Consider the following 16,470-nt stretch of genomic DNA (forward strand, 5'->3'; position numbering starts at 1 on the left):
TCCTTGCCTGCGTCAGAACGCGGTGTGCAGCGTCACGTCCAGCGTGCGCGGTGCGCCCAGGTAGACCTGGTCGCGCGTCTCTGCTGCGTAGATGCGGTCGGTGGCGTTGCGCACGCGGGTGGTGAGCGTTGTGGTCTTGTTGACCTTCCAGGCCAGGCCCAGGTCCAGCAGCGTGTACGACGGCCAGAACTTGGTGTTGGCTGCGTTGCCGTACACCTTGCCCACATGGCGCACGCCCACGCTGGCCGTGACGGTGGGCGTGATCGCGTACGAGGTCCACAGGTTGGCCACCTGCTGCGGAACCAGTTGGGGCACATTGCCCGCGCGCGAGACACCGCCCTGCACAAAGTTCTCGTACCGCGCGCGGGTCAGCGCCAGGTTGCCCTGCAACTGCCATTGCGGCCTGGGCCGAATGCCAGCCGACAGTTCGACGCCCTTGGACGACTGCTCGCCCACCAGCACCGTGATGTTGGGGTTGGACGGGTCTTGCGATGCGATGTTCTTGCGGCGGATGTCAAAGGCTGCTACCGTGGCGCTGCCCTTGCCGTCCCAGAAGTCGAACTTACTGCCCACCTCGATCTGGCGGCCCGTGGTCAGTTCGCTGTTGTTGCGCACGTCGGCAAACGAGGCCGAGGCCAGCGAGCCCGAGGGTGGGGCCGCCGCGTTGGAGGCCTGCGCATACAGGTTGGCGCCGGGCGCAATGTCCCACACCACACCCAGACGGCCGGTGGTGGGGCTGTAGCTGCGGCTGAAAGTGGCGGGCGCGGTGGCTGTGACGGCGCGGCGATTCACCAGGTCGAGCTCGATGCGCTCGTGCCGCAGTGCGGTGATCAGATTCACGCCAGGCACCACGGCCGTGCGGTTTTCCAGGTACAGCGCCGTGTTGGTGATCTTGTTGTCCTTGTCAGGGTTCAGGACGGGTGACATGCCGGGAATGTCGAAGAAGTTCTCGGTGGAGAAGTGGTAGGGGTTGACCGTGCTCACGGTGACCGAGGGGCCGAACGGGAAGCGCGTCTGCTTGTTCACGCTCACGTCCAGGCCAAAGGCCCAGTCGCTCTTTCGGCTTGCGAGCTGGCCTTGGTACGTGCCCTCCAGCAGGTCGCCCACGAGCTGCTGGTCGTGGCGTTGCAACAGCGGGGACGTGCGCGTGACCGCCGTGTTGGTGGCATTGAAGGTGTAGGTCTCCACGTTGCGGTAGTCGCGCAGGGCGTCGTACACGTAGAACGTGTTCTTGAGCTGCAGCGCATCCGACACACGCCATTGCGCCACCGAGCGCAGCCATTGCACGCGCTGCTCGTACATCCCGTCGGCGCTGTTGTAGTTCTTGAAGCGCGTGGCCGGGTCGATGGCCAGCGCGCCCACGGCGGGGTTGAGCACCGGTGTGCCCCAGTACGGGCGGTCCACGTGGTCCCTCTGGTATTCGTAGGCCAGTGTGTGCGTGAAGCCGCCGCCCAGGTCGGACAGCAGCGAGGTCGCCAGTTGGGTGGACTGTGTTCTGGTGCCTTCGATCCAGCTGCCTGCGTTGCGGTGGTTGAGGTCGATGCGCGCGTAATGGGCAGGGCCTGCACTGCCATCGCCGCCTGCAATGCGGCGGTTCAGGCCTACCGACACTTCCTTCAGGTCGTAGGAGCCCAGGCGCAGCTGGCCCTCGGTGAAGTCGCTGCGCTCGGCCGTCTTGGTGATGTAGTTGATGGAGCCGCCCACGCCGCCCGATCCGTACAGAAAACTCGACGCGCCGCCGATGGCCTCGACCCGGTCGTAGATCCAGCTATCGACCGCGCGTGTGGCGCTGCCGTACTGCGGGTTGATGCCGTTGTACAGCTGCGCGACCGAGTTGCTGGTGAAGCCCCGGTAGTGCGCGGACATGGAGCCCGGCGCGTTGTGCGCCACCACGCCCGGCACGGCGCGCAGGATTTCCTGCGTGTCCTGTGCGCCGCGTGCGTCGATGGTGGCGCGATCCACCACAGTGACGGAGGCCGGGTTCTCACGCGCCGTCAGGCCCAGGCGACTACCGGTGTCCACGGGTGTGTCCAGGTTCAGCTTGCCGTTGGGGGATGCGGCGGTGTCCACCACGTCCACGGCCTTGAGCGTGGGCGTGGTGGTCTGGGCAGGGACGGAGAGGGAGGCCAGTGCGCAGGTGGCGAACACGCCCCAGCACGAAGGAGAAAGAGGCAGGCGCGGAGAGCCCGCAGCATGGCGGGAGGAGGAGTACGAACGGGACATGAAAACGCTCTTGTCTTGAGGCGACAGCGCAGCCAGACCCGCGTGGAGTGCACGCAGGGCTGCGCGGTCTGGAAACCAGCGGGAACAAGGCAGCGCCCGACCACCAGGTACGGGGTACTGCCAACAGGCTTCAGATCAAGAGCGCGATGGGGGCCCGCGTGCGGGCAGTGGCGCTGCAGTGGCCGCTGCGATGCGGGCGGCCTCGACGGGCTGCAGCGCATGGGCCAGGGGGTGGGGTGGCAGCACGGCGGCTACCGGGGTGGGGGGCGGCGCGCTGGGAGTGGCGCACAAGGGGCAGTCCATGCCCATGGCGCCCATCTCCACCGTGCCATCGTCGGTCTGCACCAGCAGCTTGATGGCGCCGGTGCCCGAGCAGATCACTTCGAAGGATTGCGGGTTCACCAGCGGCGATGCAATCGCCACCCCCATCGACGCCACGAACCATGCCAGCACCCACAGGCGCAGCGCGGCAAAGGTTGTTCGTGGGAGGGCGGTCATGGGGCGCGATGATACTGCGGCCACACAGTGGTGCGGGGTAGTTTGCTATAAATGTTATAGCGTTACTCGCTTTCTGCATCGGCGCCAGGGCCGGATTTTGTGGCAATTTGACGCAGGGCAAGCACCGTGGCTGCTGGCGCCCCCGCCACCGCCGCGTCGGCGGCGGCGCCAGGTTCAGGCCTGGGTGTAGGCCGTCTTGACCGTGGTGTAGAACTCGGCCGCATACCGGCCTTGCTCGCGCGGGCCGTAGCTGCTGCTCTTGCGGCCGCCAAACGGCACGTGGTAGTCCACGCCCGCCGTGGGCAGGTTCACCATCACCATGCCGGCCTGCGCGTGGCGCTTGAAGTGCGTGGCGTGCTTGAGGCTGGTGGTGGCGATGCCGCTGGCCAGGCCGAAGGGCGTGTCGTTGGCCAGGGCCAGCGCTTCTTCATAGTTCTTCGCGCGCAGCACGCTCACTACGGGGCCGAAGATTTCTTCGCGGTTGATGCGCATGCCGGGCGTGGTCTCGGTGAACAGGGCCGGGCGCAGGTAGTAGCCGGGCGCGCCGTCGGCGTTCTTCTCCAGAGCTTCGCCGCCGTAGGCGAGCTTGGCGCCCTCCTGCTGGCCGATGCCGATGTATTCCAGGTCTTGCGCGAGCTGGCGGTCGTCCACCACGGGGCCGATGTCGGTGCCAGCCTTGCGGGCGTCGTCCACCTTCAAGGTCTTCATTTTCTCGATCATGGCGGCCACGAAGCGGTCATGGATGCCTTCGGTCACGATCACGCGGCTGCTGGCGGTGCAGCGCTGGCCGGTGGAGAAGAAGCCGCTGTTCACGGCAGCGCCCACGGCCACGGCCAGGTCGGCGTCGTCCAGCACCACGAAGGGGTTCTTGCCGCCCATCTCCAGCTGCACCTTGGCGCCGCGCGGCACGCAGGCGGCGGCCACGCGCTGTCCCGTGCCCACCGATCCGGTGAAGCTCACGCCCGCGATGCGCTCGTCTTCCAGCAGCACCTGGCCCACGTCCGAGCCGCGGCCCATCACCAGGTTGAACACGCCGGCCGGCAGGCCCGCGCGGTGCAGGATGTCGGCCAGCGCCCAGGCGGAGCCGGGCACCACTTCGGCGGGCTTGAACACCACGCAGTTGCCGTAGGCCAGGGCCGGGGCGATCTTCCAGGCCGGAATGGCGATGGGGAAGTTCCACGGCGTGATGATGCCGATGGTGCCCAGGGGTTCGCGCGTGATCTCGATGCCCACGCCGGGGCGCACGGAGGGGATCAGCTCACCGCCGGGGCGCAGCGCCTCGCCAGCAAAGAACTTGAAGATGGCCGCGGCGCGGCCCACTTCGCCAATCGCTTCGGGCAGGGTCTTGCCTTCTTCGCGGGCCAGCAGGTCGCCCAGCTCGGCCTTGCGCGCGATGATTTCGTTGCCCACGGCGTCCAGAATGTCAAAGCGCTGTTGGGGCGTGGACAGGCTCCATGCCGGGAAGGCCGCGTGCGCTGCGGCGACGGCCTCGAGTGCCTGCTCGCGGCTCGCCACGGCGTAGTCGCCTATCACATCGCGCGTGTCGGACGGGTTGGTGTTCTGGTAGGTGCGAACGCCGTCAGTCCAGGCGCCGCCAATCAGGTTTGCATGCATGGTGGTGGTGGTGTGGTGAAGAAGAGGGTGTTGAGAAAATAAGGGGCGGTTGCATGCCGAGTGCGCAGCGCAAACTGGCGCTGCACCCAGGAAGGATGTCTTTCAATGTGCGCTGAGGGCTTTACGACAGACAACTCCTGGTGGTTTGAACGGCGCCGCAGTCCCGACCGCGCGAAAGCATTGCAACATTTCGTTGTATGTCATCGTACAACATATGAAGTCCTCTCGGGTGTCGGGTAACTACTTATGGGACAACCGGGTACCTCACCTTGGCCATGATTCCCCAGGGTTCATGAAGGAGTGACTCGGCTGGGGTGATTCAGCCCGCTTCGGCCTGCGCGCGCCGCCGACGTTCGCGGCTGTTGGCCAGGTGGGTGCGCATGGCGGCCCGTGCACCGTCGGGGTCCTGGCCCACGATGGCGTCGTAGATGCTTTCGTGTTCGCCGTTGACACGGCGCAGGTACTGGCGCCGCTCGTCATTGGCCGAATCCATGGCGGCCAGGCGGGCGCGCGGGATGATCATGCTGCCCAGCGTGCCCATCAGTTCGGCGAAGTGGCTGTTCTGCGTGGCACGTGCGATTTCCAGGTGGAACTGGAAGTCCGCCGCCACCGCGTCGCGGCCCGCATCCACGGCGGCTGCCACGGCGTCCAGCGCCTCGCGCATGGCTTTCAGGTTGGCCTCGGTGCGGCGTTGCGCGGCCAGCGCGGCGGCTTCAGTTTCTACCCCAATGCGCAGCTCCAGTACGGCAATCACGTCACGCAGGGTGCTGAACTGGTCGGGGGTGATCTTGAAGCCGGGCGCCTGCCCCAGCCCCAGCACAAAGGTGCCGATGCCGTGCCGCGTTTCCACCAGGCCAGAGGCTTGCAGCTTGGAAATCGCCTCGCGCACCACGGTGCGGCTCACGCTGAACTCGGCCATGATGGCGGCCTCGGTGGGTAGCTTGTCGCCCAGGGCCAGGCGGCCGTCGCGGATGCGGTCTCCCAGGGATTCGACAAGCTCCAGGGCCAGTGTGCGGGGCTTGCGGCGAAGCGGGGTATCGGTGGTCATTTCTTGGTGTTATCCCTATGGGGCGCCGGGGGCAGAAGCGGTACATTGCTTTTCGTTGTACGACAACTGATGACGTTCAACGGAATCTGTTGCCACTGTACCAAGAACCTCTGCCTTTGTAACCGCCATGCCTTGCCATCCGACGCCTATTCGTTTCCAACGCCTGTTATTGACCGGAGCTGCCGGAGGCCTGGGCCAGGAATTGCGTGCGCGCCTGAAAGCCTACTGCACCACCTTGCGGTTGTCTGATATCGCGAACCTGGGCGACGAAGGCGCAGGGGAGGAGCTGCGCCCCGCACGCCTCGAAGACACCGGCGCCGTGCTCAGCTTGCTGGAGGGCGTTGATGCCGTGGTGCACCTCGGGGGCGTCTCCACCGAGCAGCCCTGGGAGCCCATCCTGCAGGCCAATATCGTGGGGGTCTACAACCTGTATGAAGCGGCGCGCAAGCAAGGCGTCAAGCGGGTGGTGTTTGCCAGCTCCAACCACGTCACCGGGTTTTATCGCCAGGACGAAGTGGTGGGCCCCAACGACCCGGCCCGGCCTGACGGCCTGTACGGCGTGTCCAAAGCCTTTGGCGAAGATTTGTCGCGCTTCTACTTTGACCGCTATGGCATTGAAACCGTGTGCCTGCGCATTGGCTCATCGTTCCCCGAGCCGCGCAACCGCCGCATGCTGGCCACCTGGATGAGCTACGACGACCTGGAGCGCCTGGTTGTTGCCAGCCTCACGGCGCCAGTGGTAGGCCACACCATCATCTACGGCATGGGCGACAACACCACCACTTGGTGGGACAACACCCTGGCGCGCCACATCGGCTACCGCCCGCAGGACAGCTCCGAGCCCTTCCGCGCCAAGGTGGAGGCGGCCGACCCGCACCCCGACTTGAGCGACCCCGCCGTCATCTACCAGGGCGGTCCGTTCGTGCGCACCGGCCCTTTCGAATGAGCGCGCCGATGAAGCTTCAGATGGACCTGTTGCTGCCTGATCACCGCGACCAAGTGGGCGAAAGCCCGGTGTGGAGTCCTGCCGAGCAGGCGCTCTACTGGGTGGACATCGAAGGCCGCAAGCTGCACCGCTGGACCTATGCGGACCAGCGCGTACAAAGCTGGGACACCGCAGAGCGCCCTGCCTGCATCGCCCTGCATACGGCGGGCGGCCTCATCGCGGGCATGGACACCGGCGTGTTCCACCTGCAGCCCCAGGCGGGCGGCCTGCTGTCTGCCACGCTGCTTGCAGGTGTGGATCACCCACAGCCCGGCATGCGCTTCAACGACGGCCGCTGCGACCGGCAGGGTCGCTTCTGGGCGGGCACCATGGTGCGCGACATGTCGCTGGCACAGGCTGCTGGCAGTCTGTACCGCATGGATGCGCAGCACGGCCTGTCTGCACCACAAGTGCAGGGCCTGGTCACGCAGAACGGGCTGGGCTTCAGTCCAGACGGCACAACTATGTACCTGAGCGACAGTCACCCCAGCGTGCAGCAGATCTGGCAGTTGCCTCTGCACGACGATGGATCGGTGGGCCAGCGCTCGCTGTTCGTGGACATGCGCGATCTGCCCGGCCGGCCCGACGGCAGCGCGGTGGATGCCGACGGTTGCTACTGGATCTGCGGCAACGATGCTGGCGTGGTGCATCGCTTCACCCCCGACGGCCGCCTGGACCGGTCCATCGACGTGCCCACCAGCAAACCCTCGATGTGCAGCTTCGGCGGCCCGGGGCTGGACGTGATGTTCATCACCTCCATCCGTCCCGGTCAGCCCAAGGGTGACGACGTGGCGCTGGGCGGCGCCATTTTTGCCACCCGGCCTGGTGTGGCGGGGTTGCCGGAAACACCCTATCGGAGCGCCTGAGGACAACAGGCCCCGGGACGCTCCCTATTCGCAACACATTCAACCCAGGAGACAACCATGAAAATACCCCATCTGTTTGGCCGCGTCGCATTGGCCGCCAGCATGCTGCTCGGCAGCCTGGCCGCGCAGGCCACGGAGTTCCGTTCGTCGGACATCCACCCCGAGGACTACCCCACCGTGCTGGCCGTGCGCCACATGGGCGAGACGCTGTCCAAAGCCACGGGCGGCAAGCACAGCATCAAGGTCTACGCCAAGGGATCGCTCGGCATCGAGAAGGACACCATCGAGCAGACCAAACTGGGCGCCATCGCCATGACGCGCGTGAACGTCGCCCCCATGAACAACATCTGTCCCGCCACCATGGTGCCCACCATGCCCTTTCTGTTCCGCGACAAGGAACACATGCGCAAGGTGCTTGATGGCGCGATTGGCGACGAGATCCTGAAGGACTGCGAGTCGCAAGGCTTCGTCGGCCTGGCGTTCTATGACTCCGGCGCCCGCTCGATCTACACCGTCAAGAAACCGGTCAAGACGCTGGCCGACGTCAAGGGCCTGAAGGTGCGCGTGCAGCAGAGCGACCTGTGGGTGTCCCTGCTCGAGGCCATGGGCGCCAACGCCACCCCCATGCCCTTTGGCGAGGTCTACACCGCGCTCAAGACCGGCCTGGTGGATGCCGCCGAAAACAACTACCCCAGCTACGAAAGCTCGCGCCACTTCGAAGTGGCCAAGTACTTCAACAAGACCGAGCACTCGATGGCGCCTGAGATTCTGTTGTTCAGCAAGCGCGTGTGGGACACGCTGAGCGCCGACGACCAGAAGGCCATCCGCGCCGCCGCCAAGGAATCGGTGGGCTTCATGCGCAAGATCTGGGACGAGCGTGAAGAAAAGTCCCTGGCCACCGTCAAGGCCGGCGGCGCGCAGATCGTGGAGATCGACAAGGCGGCCTTCAAGACGGCGATGAAGCCGGTGTACGACAAGTTCCTGAAGGACCCCAAGCTCCAGGACATGGTCAAGCGCATCGACGCGGTGCAGTAATCCTGGCGTTCCATGCCGCAGGGCCGTGCGTCCTGTGGCGGGTCCCTCCTTCCGTCTTCTGAATGTTCTCTATGTACACGCGTCTTTGCGCCTTCATCGCGCGCTCTTGTCTGCAACTGGGGGTGGCGGGGCTGGTGCTGCTGGTCTGCGCCGTGCTTTACCAGGTCATCGGCCGCTACATCTTCAACAACACGCCGACCTGGGCCGAAAGCGGCGCGGTGCTGCTGGTGTTGTACGTCACCATGCTGGGCATGGCGGTGGGTGTGCGTGACGCGGGCCATATCGGCCTCGAATCGTTCCTGGTGCTCGCGCCCGACTGGCTGCGCCACAAGCTGGAAATCGTGATCCACGTATTGGTGCTGATCTTCGGCGTGGTCATGGCCTGGAACTGCGGCGTGCTCGCCGAGTCCGTGGCGCCCTACAAGATTCCCACGCTCGGTATCTCCGAAGCGTTCAAGTACGTTCCTCCCGCGCTCGCCGGCGTGCTGGTGGCGATGTTCTCCCTGGAGCACATCATCGCCCTGGTCCGCGGCACAGAGGTCGAGCCCGCCTGGCATTGAGATGAACGACACCCCCCTGAGCGCCTGCGGCGCTTCCCCCCGCTCTCGCATGGCTGCGCCATGCGGGCAGGGGAACGCAGCCCTCGCGGCGGGGCGGCCCTTGCTCGGCTGCCCTGGCAGGGGTCACGCCCGCTTCATGCGCCGTGCTGAGATGACCCAAGCGGTCCCTGCATGCGTCCCTCCGCACCCAAATGTTCCAGTAAAGATTCCACCATCATGGCGTTGACCATTCTGTGCGTGACCTTCACGCTCCTGCTGCTGCTGGGCGTGCCCGTGGCGTTTTCCATCGGCCTGTCGTCGCTGGCCACCATCCTGTATGAAGGCCTGCCGCTGGCAGTGGGCTTCCAGCAGATGATTTCGGGGATGAACCCGTTCTCGTTCCTGGCGATTCCGTTCTTCATCTTCGCGGGCGAAATCATGATGTACGGGGGCATTGCCGACCGCATCGTGGTGTTTGCCAAGAGCGTGGCCGGCCATGTGCGCGGCGGGCTGGGCATGAGCAACGTGCTTGCCTGCACGCTGTTCGGCGGCGTCTCGGGCTCGCCCGTGGCCGATGTGTCTGCCATGGGCGCCGTGCTTATCCCGCAGATGAAGAAAGAGGGCTATCACGCCGACTATGCGGTGAACGTGACCACGCACGCCTCGCTGGTGGGCGCGCTCATGCCCACGTCGCACAATCTGATCATCTTCACGCTGGCCGCTGGCGGCAAGGTGAGCATTGCGGCGCTGATCCTGGCCGGCATCGTGCCTGCGTTGCTGCTGACCGTCTGCAACCTGTTGGCTGCCTACCTCGTGGCCGTCAAGCGCGGCTACCCTGCGGGCACGTTCCCCGGCTGGGAGATCGTGTGGATCTCGTTCCGGGCATCGGTTCCCGGGCTGGCGGTGGTGGCCATCATCATTGCGGGCATCTTGTCGGGGGCGTTCACGGCCACGGAGTCCGCCTCGGTGGCGGTGATCTGGGCGTTGCTGCTCTCGGTCTTCGTCTACAAGAAACTTACCCGCGAGCAGTTTCTCAAGGCTGCCTCCAAGGCGGTCAAGACCACGGGCACCGTGCTGCTGCTGATCGGCATCTCGTCGATGTTCGGCTACCTCATCGGCCTGTACGGCGTGGCCGAACTCACGGGCGACGCCCTCAAGTCCATGAGCACCTCGCCGTGGGTGATCTTCCTGTGCGTGAACATCATCCTCTTCATTCTGGGCACGTTCCTGGACATGGCGGCCACCATCCTCATTTGCACGCCGATCTTCCTGCCCATCTGCCAGCAGTTCGGCATGAGCACGGAGCAGTTCGGCATCGTGATTTTGATCAACTGCGCGCTCGGGCTGAACACACCGCCGGTGGGCACCACGCAGTTCATTGGCTGCACCATCGGGGGTATCAGCGTGGGTGAAGTGATGAAGACCATCTGGCCGTTCTACAGCGCGCTCATCGTCGCGCTGATGCTCGTGACCTATGTGCCCCAGTTCTCGATGTGGCTGCCGGACCTGGTGTTGAAATGAGACACCCCCTGAGCCGCTTCGCGTCTTCCCCCTCTCTCGCTTCGCTGCGCGATGCGGGAGGGGGACGCACCCGGTGGCCCGGCGAAGCCGGTTCCACGGGTGCGCTGGCTCTCGCCGCGCCAGTTGCATTGGCAGCGGGTCATGCACGAGGCTACGGAAAACCGATATGAACAACCCCTTGACCATCCGCATGCATGCGGACGACAACGTCGCCATCGTCGCCAACGACGGCGGCCTGCCCGTGGGCACGCTGTTGCCTGAGGGCGTGCCAGGCGCAGGCATCACATTGCGTGACAAGGTGCCGCAGGGCCACAAGGTGGCCCTGCAGGACATGGCCGAGGGAGATGTGGTGCGCCGCTACAACGTGCCCATCGGCTATGCGCTCAAGGCCATCCCGGCGGGAAGCTGGGTGCACGAGCGCCTGCTGCAGATGCCCTCGGCCCGCGCGCTCGAAGGCCTGCCCATGGCCACGGTGAAGCCGCCGGTGCTCGAACCCCTCACGGGCTACACCTTCGAGGGCTACCGCAATGCCGATGGCTCCGTGGGCACGCGCAACATCCTGGCCATCACCACCACCGTGCAGTGCGTGGCGGGCGTGGTGGCCCTGGCGGTGCGCCGCATCAAGGACGAACTGCTGCCGTTGTATCCGCAGGTTGACGACGTGATCGGCCTGGAGCACACCTACGGCTGCGGCGTGGCCATTGATGCGCCCGACGCCATCATCCCCATCCGCACCCTGCGCAACATCAGTCTCAACCCCAACTTTGGGGGCGAGGTCATGGTGGTGAGTCTCGGTTGCGAAAAGCTGCAGCCCGACCGCCTGCTGCCCCCGGGCAGCTTCCCCATCACCGACGAGCGCGATGCAGCCCTGGGCCCGGAGACGGTGTGCCTGCAGGCCGACGAGCATGTGGGCTTCATGTCTATGCTCGACCACATCGTGCAAAGCGCGCGCCCGCACCTCGAACGCCTCAACGCCCGCCGCCGCGAGACCATCCCGGCCACCGAGTTGGTGCTGGGCGTGCAGTGCGGTGGCAGCGATGCGTTCTCGGGCGTCACCGCCAACCCGGCCGTGGGCTTTTGCGCCGATCTGCTGGTGCGCGCGGGTGCCACGGTGATGTTTAGCGAGAACACCGAGGTGCGCGACGCCGTGGAGCAGCTCACCAGCCGCGCCGCCACGCCCGAAGTGGCCGAAGCCATCGTGCGCGAACTGGGCTGGTACGACCGCTACCTGGACCGCGGCCGCGTGGACCGCGCGGCCAACACCACGCCGGGCAACAAGGCGGGCGGCCTGTCCAACATCGCCGAGAAGGCCATGGGCTCCATCATCAAGAGCGGCACCGCGCCCATTGCGCACGTGCTGGCTCCGGGCGAAAAACTGCGCCGCGACCAGCGCGGCCTGGTGTACGCCGCCACGCCCGCCAGCGACTTCATCTGCGGCACGCTGCAGCTGGCTGCGGGCATGAACCTGCATGTCTTCACCACCGGCCGGGGCACGCCCTATGGCCTGGCCGAATGCCCCGTGGTCAAGGTGGCCACGCGCAGCGATCTGGCGCGCCGCTGGCACGACCTGATGGACATCAACGCCGGCAAGATCGCCGACGGCGAGGCCACCATCGAAGACCTGGGCTGGGAGATGTTCCACCTGCTGCTTGACGTGGCCAGCGGCCGCAAGAAGACCTGGGCCGAGCAGTGGAAGCTGCACAACGCGCTGGTGCTGTTCAACCCCGCACCGGTGACTTGAAGTGACACCCCCTGAGTCGCTTCGCGCCTTCCCCCTTTCTCTACGCGCTGCGCGCTACGGGAGGGGATGCAGCCAGCGCACACAAGCAAAGCGCCGCATCCGCGGCGGGGCGGCCCTTGCGCGGCTGCCCGTGCCGGGGCTGCGCCCTTCGCATGCGTTGGTGGTGGCGCGTAGCGCAACGGATCACTGAAACGGTGGCCTTGCAGGCTGCGTCCTGGGGCTGCAAGCCTCCCCCTCACGGCCCGTCTTTGCACGGGCTGTTTCACTAGAGAAACCAAGAACTCACATGGGACATCCCCGTTTTTCCGACCCCAGGGTCGTCATCGCGCTGGCGCTGCTGTGTTGCCTGCTCTGGGGCAGCTCCTACCCCGCTATCAAGACCGGCTACGCCTGGTTCGGCATCGCCCGCAATGACATTCCCACGCAGCTGGTGTTTGCAGGCTGGCGCTTTCTGGGCGCGGGGCTGATCCTGCTGGCCTGGGCCGTGGCCACGCGCAAGGCCATCTGGGGGCTGGGCTTTGTGGCCGGGCGCCAGCTGGTGGTGCTGGGCCTGGCGCAGACCACGCTGCAATACGTGTTCTTCTACGTGGGCCTCGCGCACACCACGGGGGTCAAGGGCTCCATCATGAATGCCACCGGCACGTTCTTCAGCGTGTTGCTTGCGCACTGGGTCTATCACAACGACCGCCTGAGCCACGCCAAGCTGTGGGGCTGCGTGGTGGGGTTTGCGGGGGTGATGGTGGTCAACCTGGGGCGCGGCACGCTGGACATGGACTTCACGCTGCTGGGCGAAGGTTTTGTGGTGATCGCCGCCTTCGTGCTGGCCGCTGCGAGCATCTACGGCAAGCAGGTGTCGCAGCGCATGGACTCGGTGGTGATGACGGGCTGGCAACTGGGGCTTGGCGGCGTGGCGTTGCTGGCCATTGGCTGGGGCCTGGGCGGCTCGCTCACGGGCTTTACCTGGGGCACCACCGTGCTGCTGGTGTACCTGGCGCTGCTGTCGTCGGCCGCGTTTTCGCTGTGGAGCATCTTGCTCAAGCACAACCGCGTGAGCCAGGTCACGGTGTTCAACTTCACGGTGCCGATCTTCGGCGCGGCGCTGTCAGCACTGTTCCTGGGCGAGGCGCTGCTGGAGTGGAAGAACCTGCTGGCCCTGGTGCTGGTGTGCGGGGGCATCTGGCTGGTCACGCGCGACGCGCCCGCTGCGTCCGCCACCAAATAGACTCGCAGCCATGGCCTATTCCCTTTCACGCAAAGCGTTTCAGCAAGAGCTTCACGGCCAACCGACTGACCTCTTCACCCTGCGCGGTGCTGGTGGCCTGCAGGTGGCCGTCAGCAACTACGGCGCACGGCTGGTACAGGTGGCGGTGCCCGACGGGCAGGGCGGCCTCGTTGATGTGGCGCTGGGCTACGACAGCCTGCAGGGCTACCTGGACGGGCAACTCTCCATGGGCGCCCTCATCGGCCGCTGGGCTGGGCGGTTGCGCAGTGGTTTGTTGACTCTGCCCGATGGCGCACAGCGGCAACTGCCCACCAACAGCGGCCCCCACCACCACCATGGCGGGCCCAAGGGCAGCCGCTTTCAGGTGTTTGCGGTGGATGACGTGCAGGCCGATGCGCTCACCCTGATCCACACCTTTCGCACCGAGGACGACGGCGTGCCGGGCACGCTCCGCCTGCAACTGCGCCTGCACATCACGGCCGACAACGCGCTGCATATGGCGTGGACGGGCGAGGCGCTGGACGCCCCCACGCTGCTCAACATCACCGGGCACGCGTTCTTCAACCTGGCGGGCGCTGGCAGCACCCACGGCCACACCCTGCAAGTGCCCGCCAGCCGCTATGTACCGCTGGCGGCCGATGTGTGTCCTAGCGGGTTGGTGCAGCCTGTAGATGCCACGCCTTTCGACCTTCGCCAAGCCCGCAGCGTGGGTGCCGCCGTGGCGGAGCCCAGCGAACAGCTGGCGCGGGCGGGTGGGCTGGACCACTACCTGGTGCTGGATGACCATGTGTGGGACGAAGAGGGCGCGGTGCGGACGCCACCGGTGTCACCCGTCACGCCCTCGCAAGGCCTGCGTCTTGCGGCGCTGCTGAGCGAGCCCCTCACTGGTCGCACCATGGAGGTATGGAGTACCGCGCCCGGGGTGCAGGTTTACGCAGGCCACGGCCTCAAGGCTGATCCGGTGCGCGACCTGGGGCGGGGCGCAGAGCAGGGCGTCTGGCTATGGCAGCCGGGCGACGGCATCTGCCTGGAGCCCATGGAGTATCCCGATGCGCCCAACCAGCCCGGGTTTCCGGTGCGTTGGCTGGCGCCGGGCGACGTGGTGCAGGGGGCCATCGTGTACCGCTTCACCGGGTGAGGCTGGGCGGGACTTGGTGAGGGTTGCGATGACACTGTTCATGTGATTTTTAAGTGATTTTGGCCTCTAGCGCTTATCCAGTAAGCGCTAGTAGCTATTTAATTAATAGCTGTCGATTCGGTCTCAATCCACTGGAAACCATTGACTGCGCGTAGTCGAAGCGCCGCGTGAACCCTTCATGCGGCGGCAGGTGCGCCATGGGCCTCGCTCTGCAGATGCGCCTGCACCACTGCGGCCAGCCAGTCCATCACCACCCGCACGCGCTGGGGCAGGTGGCGCCGGTGGGGGTAGATCAGCGTCACCGGCATGGGCGGGGCAGGGTGGTGCGGCAGCACCTCCACCATCAGCCCCCGGTCGATCAGCTCGCGCACGCCCAGCAAAGGCGCCTGGATCAGGCCCAGCCCTGCTGCGCAGGCGCCCAGGTAGGCCTCGGCGCTGTTGACGGTGACACGCCCAGCCATGGGGTGAAACTGCGGGCTGCCGTCGTCGCCCATCGTTTCAAATCCGGCGGACTTGGTGCCCAGCGTGCTCACGTAGTGCACCAGGTCATGCTGCGCCAGGTCGGCCAGTGATTGGGGTGTGCCCTTGCGCGCCAGGTAGCCCGGGCTGGCGCAGCTGGCCACGCGCACCAGGCCCAGAGGGCGGGCCACCAGCCCGGGTTCTGCCACCGGGCCCACGCGGATCACGCAGTCAAAACCCTCGCGCACCAGGTCCACGCGGCGGTCGGTGCTGCTCAGCTCCACCTCCAGCAGCGGGTGGCGGGCCAGCAGATCGGGCAGCGCAGGCAGCACCAGCTGGCGGGCAATGCCGGTGGACATGTCAATGCGCACGCGCCCGCGCAGCGCCGCGCCATCGGGCTGCTGAAACATGGCCTGCAACTCGTCCACGTCATCCAGCAGATCCTTGCAGCGCTCGTAAAAGGCCTGCCCGTCTTGTGTCAGCTGCACGCGCCGCGTGGTGCGGTGCAGCAGGCGCGTGCCCAGGTGGGCCTCCAGCTGCTGCACGGCCAGAGAGGCGCTGGCTTTGGGCAGGCCCAGCACCTGCGCAGCCTGGGTAAAGCTGCTCAGCTCGGCCACACGGGCAAAGATCTGCATGCGGTCTAAAGGGTTCATTGTTATTGGTATATGGACAATGAATCATATTTTGCATGGTTTATCTTTGATTGGCACCCCAATAAAGTTCATCCCCAGCCCCGGTCACGCGGTGTGACCGGGCTTCAGACACTGCAAAGGACCTGCCATGACAAGCGCTTCATCCCTTTCTTCAGCCCCCACCCCTGTCGTTTTGATCACCGGCGGCAGCCGCGGCCTGGGCCGCAGCGCAGCGCTGGCCGCTGCACACAGCGGCATCGACGTGGTGCTGACCTACCGCCAGCAGGCCGCCGAAGCCCAGGCTGTGGTGGCCGACATCGAAAAGCTGGGCCGCCGTGCTGTGGCTTTGCCGCTGGATGTGGGCGATGTAGCCAGCTTCGAAGCCTTTGCTGCGCAGCTGCAGCAAACCCTGCGCAGCCACTGGCAGTGCGAGCGGTTTGACTTTCTGGTCAACAACGCGGGCATGGGCGTGCATGCGCCCATCACCGAAACCACCGAAGCGCAGTTCGATGCGCTGGTCAACGTGCACCTGAAGGGCGTGTTTTTCCTCACGCAGCGCCTGCTGCCGCTGATGAACGATGGCGGCCGCATCCTGAACCTGTCGTCGGGCCTGGCCCGCTTCGCCTTGCCGGGCTACGCCGCCTACGCGGCCATGAAGGGCGCCATCGAGGTGCTGAGCCGCTACCTGGCCAAAGAACTCGGCCCGCGTGGCATCACCGTGAACGTGGTGGCCCCGGGCGCCATCGAGACTGACTTTGGCGGCGGCGCGGTGCGCGACAACGCCCAACTCAACGCCTTTGTGGCCGCGCAGACGGCACTGGGCCGTGTGGGCGTGTCGGACGATATCGGCCCGCTGGTCGCTTCGCTGCTGCAACCGGCCACACGCTGGGTGAACGCCCAGCGTATCGAGGCGTCGGGCGGCATGTTCCTGTGAACAAGAGAACACCCC

Annotated in this window: 14 protein-coding genes; 9 read left to right on the forward strand and 5 right to left on the reverse strand. The window is 66.1% G+C overall.

The genetic code is table 11. The features are described 5' to 3' along the window. Positions 1–12: 12 nt before the first annotated feature. From LPA35_RS07935 to LPA35_RS07950, 4 genes are all read right to left on the reverse strand, one after another. Positions 13–2,223: a TonB-dependent siderophore receptor gene (locus LPA35_RS07935; protein ID WP_228896333.1), complete on the reverse strand. Its 2,211-nt coding sequence runs from the start codon at positions 2,221–2,223 to the stop codon at positions 13–15. Between the two features lie 135 nt (positions 2,224–2,358). Then, on the reverse strand, positions 2,359–2,721 hold the full coding sequence (locus LPA35_RS07940) for a DUF2946 family protein (RefSeq protein WP_121422557.1): 363 nt from the start codon (positions 2,719–2,721) through the stop codon (positions 2,359–2,361). A gap of 174 nt (positions 2,722–2,895) precedes the next feature. Further along, positions 2,896–4,335, reverse strand: coding sequence for an aldehyde dehydrogenase family protein (locus LPA35_RS07945; protein WP_228896334.1), 1,440 nt, complete (start codon positions 4,333–4,335; stop codon positions 2,896–2,898). 319 nt (positions 4,336–4,654) lie between these two features. Then, positions 4,655–5,383 (reverse strand): FadR/GntR family transcriptional regulator, encoded by a 729-nt coding sequence (locus tag LPA35_RS07950; protein WP_121505524.1) that lies wholly within the window; start codon positions 5,381–5,383, stop codon positions 4,655–4,657. A gap of 127 nt (positions 5,384–5,510) precedes the next feature. Here LPA35_RS07950 and LPA35_RS07955 point away from each other — a divergent pair, with 127 nt between their 5' ends. The 8 genes from LPA35_RS07955 (at position 5,511) to LPA35_RS07990 (ending at position 14,430) form a co-directional block, all read left to right on the forward strand. After that, complete coding sequence (locus LPA35_RS07955) at positions 5,511–6,329, forward strand: NAD(P)-dependent oxidoreductase (RefSeq protein ID WP_228896336.1); 819 nt, start codon at positions 5,511–5,513, stop codon at positions 6,327–6,329. Positions 6,330–6,337: 8 nt separating this feature from the next. Then, a complete protein-coding gene (locus LPA35_RS07960; protein WP_228896339.1) occupies positions 6,338–7,234 on the forward strand; it encodes an SMP-30/gluconolactonase/LRE family protein in 897 nt (298 codons plus the stop codon). Positions 7,235–7,291: 57 nt separating this feature from the next. Continuing rightward, positions 7,292–8,269, forward strand: a complete 978-nt coding sequence (locus tag LPA35_RS07965; protein ID WP_228896341.1) for a TRAP transporter substrate-binding protein — start codon at positions 7,292–7,294, stop codon at positions 8,267–8,269. 71 nt (positions 8,270–8,340) lie between these two features. Continuing rightward, positions 8,341–8,829 carry a TRAP transporter small permease gene (locus tag LPA35_RS07970; RefSeq protein ID WP_121505528.1) on the forward strand — a complete coding sequence of 163 codons (489 nt, stop codon included), beginning with the start codon at positions 8,341–8,343 and terminating at the stop codon, positions 8,827–8,829. Between the two features lie 216 nt (positions 8,830–9,045). Next, positions 9,046–10,329 carry a TRAP transporter large permease gene (locus tag LPA35_RS07975; RefSeq protein WP_228896343.1) on the forward strand — a complete coding sequence of 428 codons (1,284 nt, stop codon included), beginning with the start codon at positions 9,046–9,048 and terminating at the stop codon, positions 10,327–10,329. A gap of 166 nt (positions 10,330–10,495) precedes the next feature. Then, on the forward strand, positions 10,496–12,070 hold the full coding sequence (garD, locus tag LPA35_RS07980; RefSeq protein ID WP_228896345.1) for a galactarate dehydratase: 1,575 nt from the start codon (positions 10,496–10,498) through the stop codon (positions 12,068–12,070). Positions 12,071–12,356: 286 nt separating this feature from the next. Next, entirely contained in the window at positions 12,357–13,292 is a 936-nt protein-coding gene (locus LPA35_RS07985) for a DMT family transporter (RefSeq protein WP_228896347.1), read from the forward strand. A gap of 10 nt (positions 13,293–13,302) precedes the next feature. Next, positions 13,303–14,430: an aldose epimerase family protein gene (locus tag LPA35_RS07990; RefSeq protein WP_228896349.1), complete on the forward strand. Its 1,128-nt coding sequence runs from the start codon at positions 13,303–13,305 to the stop codon at positions 14,428–14,430. A gap of 176 nt (positions 14,431–14,606) precedes the next feature. On the opposite strand, the gene LPA35_RS07995 is transcribed toward LPA35_RS07990, so the two are convergent. Beyond that, the gene (locus tag LPA35_RS07995) at positions 14,607–15,542 is read right to left on the reverse strand and encodes a LysR family transcriptional regulator (RefSeq protein WP_228896351.1); all 936 of its coding nucleotides are present in this window, start codon (positions 15,540–15,542) and stop codon (positions 14,607–14,609) included. A gap of 127 nt (positions 15,543–15,669) precedes the next feature. Between LPA35_RS07995 and LPA35_RS08000 the strand changes: the two genes are divergently transcribed. After that, a complete protein-coding gene (locus tag LPA35_RS08000; protein WP_228896354.1) occupies positions 15,670–16,455 on the forward strand; it encodes an SDR family NAD(P)-dependent oxidoreductase in 786 nt (261 codons plus the stop codon). Positions 16,456–16,470 lie beyond the last annotated feature (15 nt).

Source organism: Acidovorax sp. Leaf73 (genome assembly GCF_916855635.1).
GTDB lineage: Bacteria > Pseudomonadota > Gammaproteobacteria > Burkholderiales > Burkholderiaceae_C > Acidovorax > Acidovorax facilis.